Genomic DNA, 15077 nt, shown 5'->3' with positions numbered 1-15077 from the left:
TTTGCAGGCGTTACGCCAACTGACTGCGCAACTGCCGTGCCGCTGCCACCATGTTGACCAATGCCGCCTCCGTCTCCGGCCATGCCCGAGTCTTCAAGCCGCAATCGGGGTTGACCCACAGTCGCCCGGCTGGAATCCGTTTGACCGCTTTGCTCATCAGCTTGACCATCTCGGCAGTGTCCGGCACCCGTGGCGAGTGGATGTCATAGACGCCGGGGCCGATGTCGTTCGGGTAGTCGAACGCCTCGAACGCATCGAGCAGTTCCATGTCCGAACGCGAGGTTTCAATGGTGATGACATCGGCGTCCATGTCGGCAATCGCCTTGATCACGTCGTTGAATTCGCTGTAGCACATGTGGGTGTGGATCTGGGTGTCGTCCTTGACACCGGATGCCGTCAGGCGGAACGCCTCGACCGCCCAGTCCAGGTATTCCTGCCATTGCGCGCGGCGCAGCGGCAAGCCTTCGCGGAACGCGGCTTCGTCGATCTGCACGATCTTGATTCCGGCGCGCTCCAGATCCACCACTTCGTCACGCAGGGCCAGCGCCAGTTGTTGCGCCTGGACTTTGCGCGAGACGTCTTCGCGGGGAAACGACCACATCAGCATGGTCACAGGGCCGGTGAGCATGCCTTTCATGACTTTGTCGGTCAGGCTCTGTGCGTAGGTGATCCAGTCCACCGTCATCGCCTGCGGACGGCTCAGGTCACCGTAAATCACTGCCGGTTTGACACAGCGCGAACCGTAGCTTTGCACCCAGCCGAACCGGGTGAACAGGTAACCATCGAGCTGTTCGGCGAAATACTCGACCATGTCATTGCGCTCGGCTTCACCATGCACCAGCACGTCCAGCCCCAGACGTTCCTGCACCTGTACGGCGTGGCGGATTTCACTGCGCATGGCGTCGTGGTAATCGTTGGCCGACAGCTTGCCCTGCCTGAACGCCTGACGTGCCAGACGGATGGAACCGGTCTGCGGGAACGAGCCAATGGTTGTGGTCGGAAACGTCGGCAATTGCAGACGCGCCTGTTGTTGGGCGATGCGTGTGGCAAACGGTGAATGACGCTGACTGTCACTGGCATTGACTGCGTTGATGCGGGCCTGCACCTGGGCTTTATGAATGCGTGGCGAGTGCGCACGGTTGCGCGCAATGGTGCGACTGGCCTCCAGCGCGGTGCGTACGTTGGCCGCTTGCGGATCATTCAGCGCATCACGCAGAACGGCGATCTCGCCGCACTTCTGCACGGCAAAGGCCAGCCAGCTTTTCAGTTCCGGATCGAGTTTGTCTTCACGCTCGACATCCACCGGGCTGTGCAGCAACGAACAGGAACTGCTGACCCACAGGTTGTCGCCGAACCGCTCCTGCGCCGGTTGCAATTGCGCCAGCGCCTGCTCCAGTTCGCAGCGCCAGACGTTGCGCCCATTGACCAGACCGACCGAGAGAATCTTGTAAGCAGGCAGACGATCAAGCACCTGCCCCAATTGCTCCGGCGCCCGCACCGCGTCGATATGCAGCCCCTGCACCGGCAGACCTACAGCCAGGCCGAGGTTGTCTTCAAGGCCACTGAAATACGTCGCTACCAACTTTTTCAACGGCGAGTACTGCAGGATGTGATAGGCGCGTTCAAAGGCATTTTTCCATGCCTGAGGCAGATCCAGGGTGAGGATCGGTTCGTCAATCTGCACCCATTCCACGCCTTGCCCGGCAAGACGAACAAGGATTTCGTTGTAGACCGGCAGCAAGCGCTCAAGCAGATCGAGCTTGTCGAAATCTTCGCCTTTCGCCTTGCCCAGCCACAGGTAAGTCAGCGGGCCGATGATCACCGGTTTGACGTTGTGGCCCAGCGTCCTGGCTTCTTCGACTTCGTCGAACAACTGCTCCCAACTCAGCTTGAACTGTTGGTCAGCGCTGAACTCCGGGACCAGATAGTGGTAGTTGGTGTCGAACCATTTGGTCAGCTCTTGCGCATATTGCGTTTGGCCGTATTCGCCGCCGCAGCAGCTGGTCGTCGCGCCTCGGGCCATGGCGAACAGGGTGTCGAGGCTCGGCTGACCATGCTCGTCGCGCACGCTGGCGAAACGCTCAGGGATCACGCCGAAGGTCAGCGAGTGGGTCAGCACCTGGTCATACCAGGCGAAGTCGCCGACCGGCACCAAATCGATGCCCGCATCCTTTTGCAATTGCCAGTGAGTTGCGCGCAGATCACGGCCGACCTTGTTCAAGGCAGCCTGGTCGAGATCGCCTTTCCAGAAGGCTTCGAGGGCTTTCTTCAGTTCGCGGTCGGCGCCAATGCGCGGGAAACCAAGGGTGTGGGCCACGGCCATGTCGAATGTGCTCCATTGAGTAAAAGATGGCGCCATTGTCGACAGCCAAGCCAACATGAGACAAACTCAACCTTTTCGTGTTGATCACAAGTTTTACTCATGGAGCCAATCGGTGCTTGAAATACGTCACCTGAAAACCCTGCACGCACTGCGCGAAGCCGACAGTCTGGTGGATGCTGCCGACCGTTTGCACCTGACCCAATCGGCGCTGTCCCACCAGTTCAAGGAACTGGAAGAGCGCATGGGCATGCAATTGTTCGTGCGCAAAACCAAACCGGTACGTTTCACCAGCGCCGGTCTGCGTCTGTTGCAACTGGCCGACGCGACACTGCCACTGCTGCGCGCCGCCGAGCGTGACATCGCTCGACTGGCCGGTGGCACCGCCGGTCGTTTGCACATGGCCATCGAATGCCACAGCTGTTTCCAGTGGCTGATGCCAACCATCGACCAGTTCCGCGATGCCTGGCCGGAGGTTGAACTCGACCTCGCTTCGGGTTTCTCTTTTGCACCGCTGCCGGCCCTGGCCCGTGGCGACCTGGATCTGGTGGTGACCTCCGACCCACTGGAAATCGCCGGCATTACCTATGTACCGCTGTTCACCTACGAAGCGATGCTGGCAGTGGCCAACCAGCATGCACTGGCAAGCAAACCGTACATCGTTCCCGAAGACTTGCTGACTGAAACATTGATCACCTACCCGGTGGAACGTGACCGTCTCGACATCTTCACGCGCTTCCTGGAACCGGCCGACATCGAGCCGGCGCAGGTGCGCACCTCAGAACTGACGGTGATGATGATGCAACTGGTCGCCAGCGGCCGTGGCGTCTGCGGCATGCCGCACTGGGCACTGCACGAATACAGCTCGCGCGGTTATGTGAAGGGCAAACGCTTGGGGGAAAAAGGCTTGTTCGCAACGTTGTACGCGGCGATTCGCACCGACATGCTCGATGCACCGTACATGCGCGATTTTCTCCTGACGGCCAAGGACACATCGTTCTCGACCCTGGACGGTGTCAGCGCGGTTCGCTGAACCCTGTGGGAGCGAGCTTGCTCGCGAAGGCGTCGGGTCAGTCAATCTCGTTGTTGAATGCTCTACCGCATTCGCGAGCAAGCTCGCTCCCACAAGGGCGGGGTGATATCAGAGCTTTCTCCACATATGGATCTTGTCGAAGTAGTCTTCACCCACCCGCACTGCCAGTGGTTCGAGGCCGAACTGGACGAAGCCGCAGCGCTGGTAGAGATTGAACGCGGCGTCATTGCCAGCCGTGACGGTCAATTGGATGAGTTTCAACGCCGGATGGGTTTGCGCTTCGGCAATGGCCGCCTGCACCAGTTCGAGCCCCAAACCGTGCTGACGAAAATCGGCTGATACGTACATGCCAAACAGGGTGGCCTTATGGCGGGCCTTCTCGCGAGGCTCAAACGCCAGCCCGACAATCCCGGCCAACGTGCCGGCTTCAAACGCGCCAAGCACCACATCGAGTTTGCTGGTCAGGCGCCCTTCCCACCAGCTCAACGGCATCACCGCGCGCTCACGCACGCTGGAAGTGAACGCCTGCGGATGTCGGTCATACGCTTCGAGCATCAGTTCGCGGTAAGCCAGGGCATGACTGGCGCCCAACCGTTCGATCCACATGTTCAAGCCGTCCTGCGTTGCTCAAGCATCAGCCGTACAGCGAGGCCGCCGAGGACAAAGCCCATGAAGTAACGCTGCAGCGCCAGCCATGTCGGGTTACGCACGAACCACGACGCTATGCCCGCCGCGAACAACGCGATCAGCAGGTTGACGCTGAAACTGACACTGATCTGCGTCAGGCCGAGAATGATGCTTTGGGTGAACACCGAACCGTGTTCGGGCGTGATGAATTGCGGGAATACCGAAAGGTAGAACACCGCAATTTTCGGGTTCAATGCGCTGGTCAGAAAGCCCATGGTGATCAGCTTGCGCGACGAGTCCGCCGGCAATTGCTGCGCCTCGAAGGGCGAGCGCGCCCCCGGTTTGACCGCTTGCCAAGCCAGCCACAGCAGGTACAGCGCACCGGCCCATTTCAACACTTCATAGGCCATCGGCACCGCCAGAAACACGGCGGTCAAACCCGCCGCTGCCGCAAACAGGTGCACAAAGAACCCCGCCACCACGCCCAGCAACGACGTCACCCCGGCCTTGCGCCCCTGACAGATCGAACGCGAGATCAGGTAGATCATGTTCGGCCCCGGCGTCAGCACCATCAGCAGTGCAGCAGCGGCGAAAATCAGCAGGTCTTGTAGCGGGATCATGGCAAAGTCCTTTGCGAGGATGATCAGGCGATGGCCGTCAATGACTGGCGATAAAACGGCAGGATCAGGTCGCGTGTCAATGGCGCCAGATCGACCGCAGGATCAGTGGTGGGATCGACCCAGATCACTTCTTCGATTTCAGCAGCCGGGATCACGTCAGTGTCGATCGTCAGTTGAAAGATCTGCGCCTGAACGACAAACCCCGGTTCGTTGGCGGCAGGCGCCGAGAACTGCCCGAGAAATGCAGCCTGCGCCGGGTCGATCTGCAAACCCAGCTCTTCTTCCAGCTCACGCGCCAGTGCGTGCACCGGCAACTCGTGCGCTTCGATCTTGCCGCCCGGTTGCATGAACGCCGTGGTGCCGCGTTTGCGCACCAACAGAGTGTGGCCTGCGGGATTGAGCACCAGCGCGGCGGCGATACGAATGAGGTTTGCAGAGACAACGGATGCAGAGGTCATGGGTCAGCCACCGGCCTGGAAAAACCGCAAGGATCCCATGCCCGGCCCCATGACGTCACCTCACCGATCATTCGCCAAGCGCCTTGAGCGTGGCTTCAACCTCCTCCGGCACCTTGACGAAAATCGTGTACTTGCCGCCCTCCATGGCTTCGAACGCAATCAGTTTTTCCACTAGCAGCGCGCTGAGCACCTTGCCGGCGTTGAGCAGCAGCATGCCGTTATCGGCATTGAGGTTGCGCGCCAGAATCATCCCCGCCGCCAGATCCCGAGTGGACAGCACCTTGACCGACGGATCGGCCAACGTCACGTCGCTGAGGAATGCCGCACACACCTGAATGAAATCTTCGACCAGATCAGGATCGTACAAACGCCCGGCGTACTGGCGCAGGTACAGCAGCGCTTCATCGCTGTTCATCTGCCGCTCGAGGATCAGCCCGCGCTGCAACTCGACGAAATCCACCGCCAGTTTCAGCAAGCGTGAACCGAACGGAATGCCCTCGCCCTTGAGCCGGTCGGGAAACCCGCTGCCATCCCAGCGCTCCTGATGATGGAGGATCAGACGCGCCGCATCTTTCATCGGGTCGAGCGTCATGAGCAACGATTCGCTCTGCTTCGGGTAACTGCGATAGCGCTCGCGTTCGGTATGGCGCAGCAGATCCGAGGGCGTGATCATCATCGCGTCGGTCCAGCTCAGCTTGCCGATGTTGTACAGCGCCGCAGCCATGGTCAGATCACGGCTGGTGGCCTCGTCCAGGCCGTGCTGTTCGCAGTAGCTGCGCACCAGTTCGATGATCTGCCGGTTGGTCTGCTTGGCAGGTGGCAAGCGCAGATTGGCCAGCAGCGAAAACACTTCTGTGCCGGTGACATAGCTGTGTTTGAGCTCTTCGTACGCCAGATCGAGCATGTCGGCGGTTTGCTGCAGTTCGGCGGTGCGCGCCGCGACATGCTTTTCCAGGGTGCTGTTGAGCAGTTTGAGCTGCTCGTTCTGCACCTGGTTCAAGCGTTCCAGACGCTCGCGCTCCTGCTCGGAATGCTGGTGTTCGAGGGACTGGCGCAGAATCAGCAGCAGCTCTTCGTCATTCCACGGTTTGCTGATGTAACGGTGAATCTGCCCGTCATTGATGGCTTTGATGATCGCCGCCGGGTCGGCATATCCCGTGAGCATGATCCGCGCAGTCGCCGGATAACGCTCACGGACATGCGCCAGTAACGAGGCACCGTCCATGCCCGGCATGCGCGCATCGCTCACCACCAGGTTCACCGGCTGCTGCGCGAGGATCTCCAGCGCCTGGGCGCCGCTGGTCGCCAACAGAAGATCGTAGGGTTGGCCGCGTAACAGGCGACGCAGGCTGTTGAGGATCGACTCCTCGTCATCGACCAGCAGCACTGTGGGTCGATGCGCCGGCATCGGCGCGGATAGCTCTTCCATGGCATGGCCTCAAGCAAACAGGGAAATAACGACGCACCGACCCAACGCTTCGCCGGTCCGCGCCTGAGTCCAAGGCTAGATGATTTTGGCTGGCCTTCACGTCGATCTTTGTCCGGGGCCGAAAGCGCAGTACCGGGGAGCCGACTATGCTGAACACAGCGCAAGACTCCATCGGCTGATACAAACAGGCAAATGGCGAGGGAAAAGGATGCCCCGGATCACCACAGCATGCCTCCCCACGGGTGGCGCGGCATGACAATGCCAACCGTGCACATCAATCGCCGCGTGCTGATCGTTGACGACAGCCCGGCGATCCATGGCGATTTCGCCAAGATTCTCAGCCCGGTCATCCCCGGCGACGATGGTTTGGGCGAAACCGAGAATCTGTTGTTCGGCACCCCGTCTGCAAAACAATCCCAACATTTCGAGCTGGACTCGGCGTTTCAGGGCCGCGAAGCGCTGGACAAACTCGAAGCCGCGCTGGCTGAAAACCGCCCCTACGCCATGGCTTTCATCGACATGCGCATGCCGCCGGGCTGGGATGGTCTGGAAACCATCGAACGGCTGTGGCAGGTCGACCCCAAGCTGCAAGTTGCGCTGTGCACGGCCTATTCCGATTATTCGTGGGAGGATATTGACCAGCGTCTGGCGCTGAACGACCGGTTGCTGATCCTGAAAAAGCCCTTCGACGCCATCGAGATCCGCCAGATGGCCAGCGCCCTCACAGTCAAATGGCAGATGACCGAAGACGCCGAACTGAAGATGAGCTTGCTGGAGCAAGCGGTGCAGGAACGCACGCGTGAGCTGTCGGACGCCAACGTGATCGTGCAGAACAGCCCGACCATTCTTTATCGTCTGCGCGGCGAACCTTCGTTTGCGCTGATGTACATCTCCCACAACATTACCCGTTACGGCCACGTCGCCGCCGACCTGGTGGGTTCACCCGACTGGGCACAGGCACTGATTCATCCGGACGATCAGGCGAACGTCGATGCGGCCATGGCCCGGGTGCTGGATCGGCATGCGTCGGGCGCGTCCATCGAATTCCGCATGCGCACCGGTCAGGGCACCTGGCGCTGGGTGGAAAACCGCTACATCCCGGTGCGCGATCAGGACGGCCGACTTCTGGAAGTCGAAGGCATCATCCTCGACATCACCGAACGCCGCCTGGCCGAGGAAAAACTGGCCTTGCTGGCGCGCTCCGATGGCCTGACGGGCCTGGCCAATCGCGCCACGCTGATCGAGCGCCTGCATCAGGCGTTCGCCGCCGCGCGACGGGGTGCCATGCCGTTCGCGGTGTTCTATCTGGACCTTGACCATTTCAAGCGGATCAATGACACCCTGGGCCACCCGGTGGGCGACCTGCTGCTGCAGGAAGTCGCCCGGCGCATCAAGTCCGGCGTACGGGAAAGCGACGTGGTAGCGCGCCTGGGCGGCGACGAGTTCGCGATCCTGCAACTGGACGTCAGCGACCCGACCCAATCGGCCACGATGGCTGCCAACATCCGCGACACGCTGCTGGCGCCCTACCTGCTGGCCGGCAATGCGCTGCATATTTCGGTGAGCATCGGCATCAGCAGTTACAGCGACCTCAGCCTCGATGCCGACACGCTGCTCGGGCAGGCCGACATGGCGCTGTACCGCGCCAAGGAAATGGGCCGCAACCAGTACCACTTCCACTCCGAGGAAATCTCTCGGGAAGTGGCCGAACGCATGACCCTCGTCAGCGAATTGATGACCGCCCTCGAGGGCAATGAGCTGATGCTGCGGTATGCGCCGGATGTCGATCTGCACAGTGGCAGGATTCTCGGCATGGAGGCACAAGTCCTCTGGCAGCATCCCCGTCGCGGCCTGCTGTCGGCCGCCGACTTCGTGCCGATCGCGGAGAAAACCGGCGCGATCATTCCGCTCGGGCACTGGGTGCTGGATCACGCCTGCCACCAGATGCATCTGTGGCGTAACGAAGGCGTCGCGCCGCCGGTGATGGCGATCAAACTCTCGCTGGCCCAACTCAAGAGCGGCCCCGAGCTGATCTACAACGTGCTGCGCACCACCGCCCGCTGGGAACTCGCCCCCTGGGACCTGCGCTTCGATGTAACCGAGGCCACACTGGCCCAGACCAAGTGGACACACAACGACGCGTTGCCGCGCCTGCGGGAACTGGGCGTGAGTATTGCCATCGATGATTTCGGCACCGAATACTCCTCGTTCGACTACCTGAAAACCTACCGGGTCAATCACCTCAAACTGGCGCAGAGTTTCGTCGACAGTGCTGCCCACGATGTCGCCGGTGCCAATGCCCTGCGCGCGATCGTCAACTTCGCCCGGGACCTGGACATCGGCATCATCGCTGAAGGCCAGCCGTCGTCGGATCAGCCTTGCACACCACCCGCCGCGCCCCCGCTGCCGAGCGCCCGGGGCATGTATTTCAGTGCAGCGGTCAGCGCCGAACAGGCCGGGCATTTGCTCAAGGACAGTGCCCGTCTGGCGCCAAGGGAGGACGAGGCATGAAAGCGCCTTTTCCCCAGACCAACCGGCGCATCCTGATCATCGACGACACGCCGGCGATCCACGATGACTTTCGCAAGATCCTCGCCCCGCAGGTGGCGGACGCCGTCGATTTGCAGCAACTGGAACAGACGCTGTTCGGCAGCCAACAGACGCCGCGCCTGAGCTTCCAGCTCGACTCCGCCTATCAGGGCCAGGAAGCCTTGGTACTGGTCAACCGCGCACTGGCCAGTGGCAATCCCTACGCCCTCGCCTTTATCGACATGCGCATGCCGCCGGGCTGGGATGGCCTGGAAACCATCGAGCAACTGTGGCGGGTCGACCCGAACCTGCAAATCGCCCTGTGCACGGCGTACAGCGACTACAGCTGGGAAGCGATGGCCGAACGGCTGGAGTTCGGCGACCAGTTGCTGATCCTGAAAAAGCCGTTCGACAGTCTGGAAATCCGTCAGATGGCCAACGCCCTGACCTGGAAATGGCAACTGGCACAGGACGCGGCGCTGAAGATGCTCAGCCTTGAGCGAACCATCGAAGCGCGGGTGCACGAACTGCTCAAGGTCTCGCACCTGCTGCAATACGACAGCCTCACGGAACTGCCCAACAGCACCCTGCTCGGTGATCGCCTGAGCCAGGCCATGGCGGTGTGCCGCCGGCATGACAAACAACTGGTGGTGATGTTTCTCGGCCTCGATCGCTTCAAGCGCATCAACAATGCGCTGGGCCATCCGGCGGGTGACGAGATGCTCAAACGGGTCGCCCGGCAACTGTTGTCCTGCGTACGTGATTCGGACTCAGTGTTTCGCTACGGCTCCGATGAGTTCGTGGTGATCCTCGGCGACATCAACCACCCTCAGCAAACCCACGGCATCGCAGAAAAACTCCTCGCCGCCATTCGCCTGCCGCAGACAATTGCCGGCCACGACGTCAGCGTTACCGCCAGCGTCGGCATCAGCGTCTACCCGGATGACGGCCTCGAAGCCACCGAGCTGATCAAGAAGGCCGAGACCGCGATGCGCAACGTCAAGGAACAGGGCCCCGACAGCATCGGCTTCTTCATCGAAGCCATGAACCAGCACGCCCGGGAACAGCACAGCATCGAGTCGGGCATTCGCCGAGCGCTGAAAGAGCATGAATTCGTCCTGCACTATCAGCCGAAAATCGACCTGCGCACGGCCGCCGTAGTGGGTGCCGAAGCACTGGTGCGCTGGCAAAAACCGGGGCATGGCTGGGTCTATCCGGCGGACTTCATCCCGGTGGCCGAGGACAGCGGTCTGATCGTGCCGCTGAGCAAATGGGTGCTGGCGGAGGCCTGTCGGCAGACCCGCGCCTGGCAACTGGCCGGACTGCCGCCGATCCGTATGTCGGTCAACACCTCGCCGATCGATTTTCGCCAGCGTGACTTTGTCGCCGGCATCGAGCGCGTACTGGAACAGACAGGTCTGGCGCCCGAGTGGCTGGAACTGGAAATCACCGAAGGCGTGCTGATGCAAAACGTCGAGGCGACGATGGCTGCGCTCAATCGCCTGAAGGGGCTGGGCACGCGTCTGGCCATCGATGACTTTGGCACCGGCTATTCCAGCCTGAGCTACCTGCGGCGGTTTCCCATCGACGTGCTGAAGATCGACCAGTCGTTCATTCGCAACCTGTGCAACGACCGCAGCGATGCCGCGCTGGTCAGCGCGATCATCAACCTGGGCAAGAGTCTTGGCCTGAACGTCATCGCCGAGGGCATCGAAACCGCCGAACAACTGGCGTTTCTCAAGGCCCATCACTGCGAAGAAGGCCAAGGTTACTTTTTCAGCAAAGCGCTGCCGGCAGATGCGTTTGCACGCTTGCTGGCCGGCACGCAACCCGCGCCGTGGACGATGGGATCAACACTGTGAAACCGGCCTTGAGTCAGGGAGACAATTGCCAATGAAGCTTTTCCACCACGCCATGGCGTTACTGCTGTGCGGACTCTGTGTCAGCGCCAGTGCCGAGCCACTGGACGAGCCGCTAAAACCGTTGCCCGCAATGCCGTCGCAGGATGCCCGGCACGTGGAACTCGGTCGACGGCTATTCCACGAGCCACGCTTGTCGATCAACAACACGCTGTCCTGCGCCAGCTGCCACCAACTGGACAAGAACGGTGCCGACAGCCGCGCCTTGTCACTGGGCTTCGACGGCAAACCGGTGGCCGTCAACACCCCGACCGTGTTCAACGCGGCCCTCAACTTTCGCCAGTTCTGGGATGGCCGGGTCGAAACGCTGGAGGAACAAAGCAACATCGTCATCACCAGCCCCCATGAAATGGGCAGCGACTGGAAGACGGTCATCGAGCGGCTCGGTCAAAACCCCGACTATCGCCGCGACTTCGCCGCCATCTTCCCGGACGGCGTGACCCAGGCCAATATCCAGCAGGCGCTGGCCAGTTTTGAACGCACCCTGCTGACGCCCGATTCGCGCTTCGATCAATACCTGCAAGGCAATACCGACATCCTCACCCTGGAAGAAAAGTACGGTTACCAGCGCTTCAAGGAGTACGGCTGCATTGCCTGCCATCAGGGGGTGAATATCGGCGGCAACATGTTCCAGAAGTTCGGCGTGTTCGGCGATTACATAGTCGATCGCGGCAACCCGACCGTGGCCGATCAGGGCCGCTTCAACGTGACCGGTGACGAAGCGGACCGGGCCGTGTTCAAGGTGCCGAGCCTGCGCAATGTCGCGATCACCGCGCCGTACTTTCACGACGGTTCGGCCCCCACCCTCGAACGCGCCGTGGATGTGATGTTCCAGTACCAGTTGGGGCGCATGCCAAGCGCTGAGGACAAACGGTTGATCATGCTGTTTCTCACAACCCTGACCGGCCAACGGGAAGACAAACCATGATCAACATCTCGCGGCGACGCAGCCTGCTGTTGCTGACCCTGGTCGCCCTGGCGCTGGCATCGATTCTGCTGTTTCTGTACTTGAAATCCAGCTCTGACCAGAGCATGACGTACACCGAATCACGGGATCTGATCCGGCAGATCAAACAGCAGAACTCGCTGTGGGAAAACGAGGTTCTCAAGGCGCGAGTGGCGCTGACTCACAACTACGATCCGCTGGTGTCGCCGATGAACGAGATGAACCGGCTCTGGGCGCGCTTCGAAGCGATCGAGTCCGGGCACGGGCGTAAAGACTCGGCGCAATGGAACGAAGCTCACGAGCGTTTCCTGCAGGCGATGCAGGAAAAGACCCGGCTGGTCGAACAGTTCAAATCGCATAACGCGCTGTTGCGCAACTCTCTGGCCTTTTTGCCCACCGCAGAAGACGACATCCAGCAGCAATTGGCCAGCCTGTCGGACTTCGATAAATTGCAGCTGCAGAACATCACTACCGACACCTACGACCTGCTGCTCAGTGCCCTCGAATTCGCCCAGGTCACCTCTGACAACCTGGCGGCCGATATCGAGGTTGGCCTGAACAAGCTGAAGGTGAATGCGCAACGCCTGCCGCTCGCGTTTCAGACTCCGATCAAAATCTTGAGCAGCCATATCTCACTGATTGCTCGCGAACAGCCACTGGTCAATCAATTGCTCGATAGCATCGAAAACATTCCCGTGGCCGACAGTCTCGACAACATCACCACCATGCTTGATCACGATCAGCAGCGCGCCGATCAGATCGACCGGCAATATCACTTCTACCTGCTGTTGTTTTCGGTGCTGTTGATGCTGTCGCTGGTATGGCTGGCCATCCGCCTGATCGGCAGCTTCGCCGAGATCAACCGGGTCAACAGTGAACTGCAATCGGCCAACGATGCGCTGGAACAAAGAGTCGAAGAACGCACCCGGGAACTGCGGGACGCCCAGAGCGAACTGCTCGGCGCGGCACGTCAGGCCGGCATGGCGGAAATCGCCACCAATGTGCTGCACAACGTCGGCAACGTGCTCAACAGCGTGAACATCTCCAGCGACCTGATCACGCGCAAGCTGCGCAGCAGCAAGAGTCAAGGCCTGGGCAAAGCCATGCAATTGATCAACGAACACCCGGATGACCTCGGCGGGTTCCTCAGCGAAGACGCCAAAGGCAAATTGCTCCCGGGCTACCTCAACCAACTGGTGGTCGCGATTGCCCAGGAACAGCAGGAAATGCTCGACGAATTGCACCAGATGAACAAAAGCGTCGATCACATCAAGGACATCGTCGCCACCCAGCAATCCTATGCCGGCGCCAACAGCATGACCGAGCCATTGTTCATCAACGAGTTACTGGAAGACGCGTTGCGCATGAACGCCGGGGCACTGACCCGCCACCACGTCACGGTGGTCCGGGAATACGCCGACGTGCCGCAGGTGATGGGCGACAAACACCGCTTGTTGCTGATTCTGATCAACCTGATCAGCAACGCCAAATACGCCATGTCCGACCTCAGCAACCGCCCCCGCACCATGACCCTGGCGGTCAGAATCGTCGATGACAACTTCCTTGAAATCAGCGTCAAGGATGACGGCGAAGGCATCGCCCCGGAAAACATGACGCGGATCTTTGCCCACGGTTTCACCACCCGCAAGGAAGGCCACGGCTTCGGTCTGCACAGCTGCGCCCTGGCGGCCATCGAAATGAACGGCCACCTCACTGCGCACAGCGACGGCCCGGGCCAGGGTGCGTTGTTCACCTTGCAGATCCCCCTGATCAGCGTCACGGAGAACGCATGAGCGAGCTGTCGAACCGCCGCATTCTGCTGATCGACGACATGCCGTCGATCCATGAAGACTTTCGCAAGATTCTCGCGCCGCCGGCAGCGCAATCAGTGGAGCTGGACCAGATGGAGGCGGCTCTGTTTGGCGCCCAGGTTCGCGCCGAACGTCCGCCGTTCGAGCTGGACTCGGCCTACGGCGGCGAGGAAGGTTTGGCCAAACTGATACAGGCCCAGGCAGAACAACGCCCCTACGCGCTGGCCTTTGTCGACATGCGCATGCCCGACGGTTGGGACGGCGCGAAAACCATTGAACATCTGTGGCAACAGGACCCGCAGCTGCAAGTAGTGGTCTGCACCGCCTACTCGGATTATTCCTGGGATGAACTGCTGGAGCGCTTGCAGGCGCATGACCGCTTGCTGATTCTGAAGAAGCCGTTCGACAACATCGAAGTGCAGCAGATGGCCAACACCCTGCTGACCAAATGGCAGATGACCGAACGCGCGTCATTGCAAATGCATCACCTGGAACATCTGGTCGATCAACGCACCGCCCAGTTCAAGCAGGCCAGTGAAGAACTGCAGCGGGAAATCGATGAGCGCAAGCAACTGGAAAGTCAGTTGGTGCAGTCGGAAAAACTTGCTTCACTGGGGCAAATGGCGGCGGGCGTAGCCCATGAAATCAATAACCCGATCGGTTTCATCTCCTCCAACCTCGGCACGCTGGACGGCTACTTCAAACAATTGCTCAGCGTACTCGATGCCTGGCAGACGCTTGGGCCAACGCCAGACAGCGAGTCAGTGGCGCGGCTTGAGCAATTGCGCAAAGACGCCGATCTGGATTTTCTCCTCGAAGACATCCCGGTGCTGATCCGCGAATCCAAGGAGGGCATTGGCCGCGTCGGACAGATCGTCAAGGACCTGAAGGACTTCTCCCGGGTCGATAGCCATCAGCAATGGCAGTGGGCCAATCTGCAGCAAGGCATCGAGTCGACCCTGAACATCGTCGCCAGCGAACTCAAGTACAAGGCCGACCTGATCAAGGAGTATCAACCCCTGCCGGACATCGAATGTCTGCCGTCGCAAATCAATCAGGTGATCATGAACCTGGTGGTCAATGCGGCGCAGGCCATGGGCCCTGAACGCGGCACCATCACTTTGCGCACCGGGCAGCAACAAGACACGGCGTGGGTGGAAGTCGCCGACACCGGCGCGGGGATTGCGCCGGAGATCCTGCAGAAAATCTTCGATCCGTTTTTCACCACCAAACCGGTCGGCCAGGGCACCGGGCTTGGCCTGTCCCTGTCCTACGGCATTGTGAAAAAGCACGGTGGCGATATTTCGGTACGCAGCGAACCGGGGGTAGGCACGACCTTTCGCGTCGAGTTACCGATGCGTCAGAGCCGGCCCGCTGCGTGAAGG

11 protein-coding genes are annotated in these 15077 nt (G+C 60.6%); 6 read left to right on the top strand and 5 right to left on the bottom strand.

Features of this window, described 5'->3' with window-relative positions; translation table 11 throughout:
- Positions 1 to 10: 10 nt before the first annotated feature.
- The gene (gene metE, locus ACW9IR_RS08300; RefSeq protein WP_457462672.1) at positions 11 to 2323 is read right to left on the bottom strand and encodes a 5-methyltetrahydropteroyltriglutamate--homocysteine S-methyltransferase; all 2313 of its coding nucleotides are present in this window, start codon (positions 2321 to 2323) and stop codon (positions 11 to 13) included.
- A gap of 112 nt (positions 2324 to 2435) precedes the next feature.
- On the opposite strand from metE, the gene metR reads away from it, so the two are divergent.
- Complete coding sequence (gene metR / locus ACW9IR_RS08295; protein WP_016984735.1) at positions 2436 to 3353, top strand: transcriptional regulator MetR; 918 nt, start codon at positions 2436 to 2438, stop codon at positions 3351 to 3353.
- A gap of 108 nt (positions 3354 to 3461) precedes the next feature.
- Here metR and ACW9IR_RS08290 read toward each other — a convergent pair whose 3' ends face one another.
- The 4 genes from ACW9IR_RS08290 to ACW9IR_RS08275 all read right to left on the bottom strand — a co-directional run bounded on the left by ACW9IR_RS08290 (position 3462) and on the right by ACW9IR_RS08275 (position 6487).
- Positions 3462 to 3959, bottom strand: a complete 498-nt coding sequence (locus tag ACW9IR_RS08290) for an N-acetyltransferase family protein (protein ID WP_457462670.1) — start codon at positions 3957 to 3959, stop codon at positions 3462 to 3464.
- A gap of 2 nt (positions 3960 to 3961) precedes the next feature.
- On the bottom strand, positions 3962 to 4600 hold the full coding sequence (locus ACW9IR_RS08285; protein ID WP_457462668.1) for a LysE family translocator: 639 nt from the start codon (positions 4598 to 4600) through the stop codon (positions 3962 to 3964).
- 23 nt (positions 4601 to 4623) lie between these two features.
- Entirely contained in the window at positions 4624 to 5058 is a 435-nt protein-coding gene (locus ACW9IR_RS08280) for an NUDIX hydrolase (RefSeq protein ID WP_457462666.1), read from the bottom strand.
- A 67-nt stretch (positions 5059 to 5125) separates the two neighbouring features.
- Positions 5126 to 6487: an HD domain-containing phosphohydrolase gene (locus ACW9IR_RS08275; protein WP_457462664.1), complete on the bottom strand. Its 1362-nt coding sequence runs from the start codon at positions 6485 to 6487 to the stop codon at positions 5126 to 5128.
- 252 nt (positions 6488 to 6739) lie between these two features.
- Here ACW9IR_RS08275 and ACW9IR_RS08270 point away from each other — a divergent pair, with 252 nt between their 5' ends.
- The 5 genes from ACW9IR_RS08270 to ACW9IR_RS08250 are packed head-to-tail and all read left to right on the top strand — an operon-like array spanning position 6740 to position 15074.
- Complete coding sequence (locus tag ACW9IR_RS08270; RefSeq protein ID WP_181429334.1) at positions 6740 to 8998, top strand: EAL domain-containing protein; 2259 nt, start codon at positions 6740 to 6742, stop codon at positions 8996 to 8998.
- A complete protein-coding gene (locus ACW9IR_RS08265) occupies positions 8995 to 10878 on the top strand; it encodes a putative bifunctional diguanylate cyclase/phosphodiesterase (protein ID WP_457462662.1) in 1884 nt (627 codons plus the stop codon). Before ACW9IR_RS08270 ends, ACW9IR_RS08265 begins: the two co-directional genes overlap by 4 nt.
- A 31-nt stretch (positions 10879 to 10909) precedes the next feature.
- Complete coding sequence (locus ACW9IR_RS08260) at positions 10910 to 11863, top strand: cytochrome-c peroxidase (protein WP_457462660.1); 954 nt, start codon at positions 10910 to 10912, stop codon at positions 11861 to 11863.
- A complete protein-coding gene (locus ACW9IR_RS08255) occupies positions 11860 to 13674 on the top strand; it encodes a DAHL domain-containing protein (protein WP_110718888.1) in 1815 nt (604 codons plus the stop codon). Before ACW9IR_RS08260 ends, ACW9IR_RS08255 begins: the two co-directional genes overlap by 4 nt.
- Positions 13671 to 15074 carry an ATP-binding protein gene (locus ACW9IR_RS08250; RefSeq protein WP_110718889.1) on the top strand — a complete coding sequence of 468 codons (1404 nt, stop codon included), beginning with the start codon at positions 13671 to 13673 and terminating at the stop codon, positions 15072 to 15074. Before ACW9IR_RS08255 ends, ACW9IR_RS08250 begins: the two co-directional genes overlap by 4 nt.
- Positions 15075 to 15077: the final 3 nt, after the last annotated feature.

Source organism: Pseudomonas sp. SDT291_1_S447 (genome assembly GCF_054070155.1).
The sequence above is the reverse complement of the archived record's forward strand: the minus strand, read 5'-3'. Positions and strand labels throughout refer to the sequence as shown.

What these genes read in the sequence shown, in the direction of transcription:
- ACW9IR_RS08250 (WP_110718889.1), top strand. Translation starts at nt 13,671, where the DNA reads ATGAGCGAGCTGTCGAACCGCCGCATTCTGCTGATCGACGACATGCCG.
- ACW9IR_RS08290 (WP_457462670.1), bottom strand. Translation starts at nt 3,959, where the DNA reads ATGTGGATCGAACGGTTGGGCGCCAGTCATGCCCTGGCTTACCGCGAA.
- ACW9IR_RS08280 (WP_457462666.1), bottom strand. Translation starts at nt 5,058, where the DNA reads ATGACCTCTGCATCCGTTGTCTCTGCAAACCTCATTCGTATCGCCGCC.
- ACW9IR_RS08265 (WP_457462662.1), top strand. Translation starts at nt 8,995, where the DNA reads ATGAAAGCGCCTTTTCCCCAGACCAACCGGCGCATCCTGATCATCGAC.
- ACW9IR_RS08285 (WP_457462668.1), bottom strand. Translation starts at nt 4,600, where the DNA reads ATGATCCCGCTACAAGACCTGCTGATTTTCGCCGCTGCTGCACTGCTG.
- ACW9IR_RS08270 (WP_181429334.1), top strand. Translation starts at nt 6,740, where the DNA reads ATGACAATGCCAACCGTGCACATCAATCGCCGCGTGCTGATCGTTGAC.
- ACW9IR_RS08255 (WP_110718888.1), top strand. Translation starts at nt 11,860, where the DNA reads ATGATCAACATCTCGCGGCGACGCAGCCTGCTGTTGCTGACCCTGGTC.
- ACW9IR_RS08275 (WP_457462664.1), bottom strand. Translation starts at nt 6,487, where the DNA reads ATGGAAGAGCTATCCGCGCCGATGCCGGCGCATCGACCCACAGTGCTG.
- ACW9IR_RS08260 (WP_457462660.1), top strand. Translation starts at nt 10,910, where the DNA reads ATGAAGCTTTTCCACCACGCCATGGCGTTACTGCTGTGCGGACTCTGT.
- metE (WP_457462672.1), bottom strand. Translation starts at nt 2,323, where the DNA reads ATGGCCGTGGCCCACACCCTTGGTTTCCCGCGCATTGGCGCCGACCGC.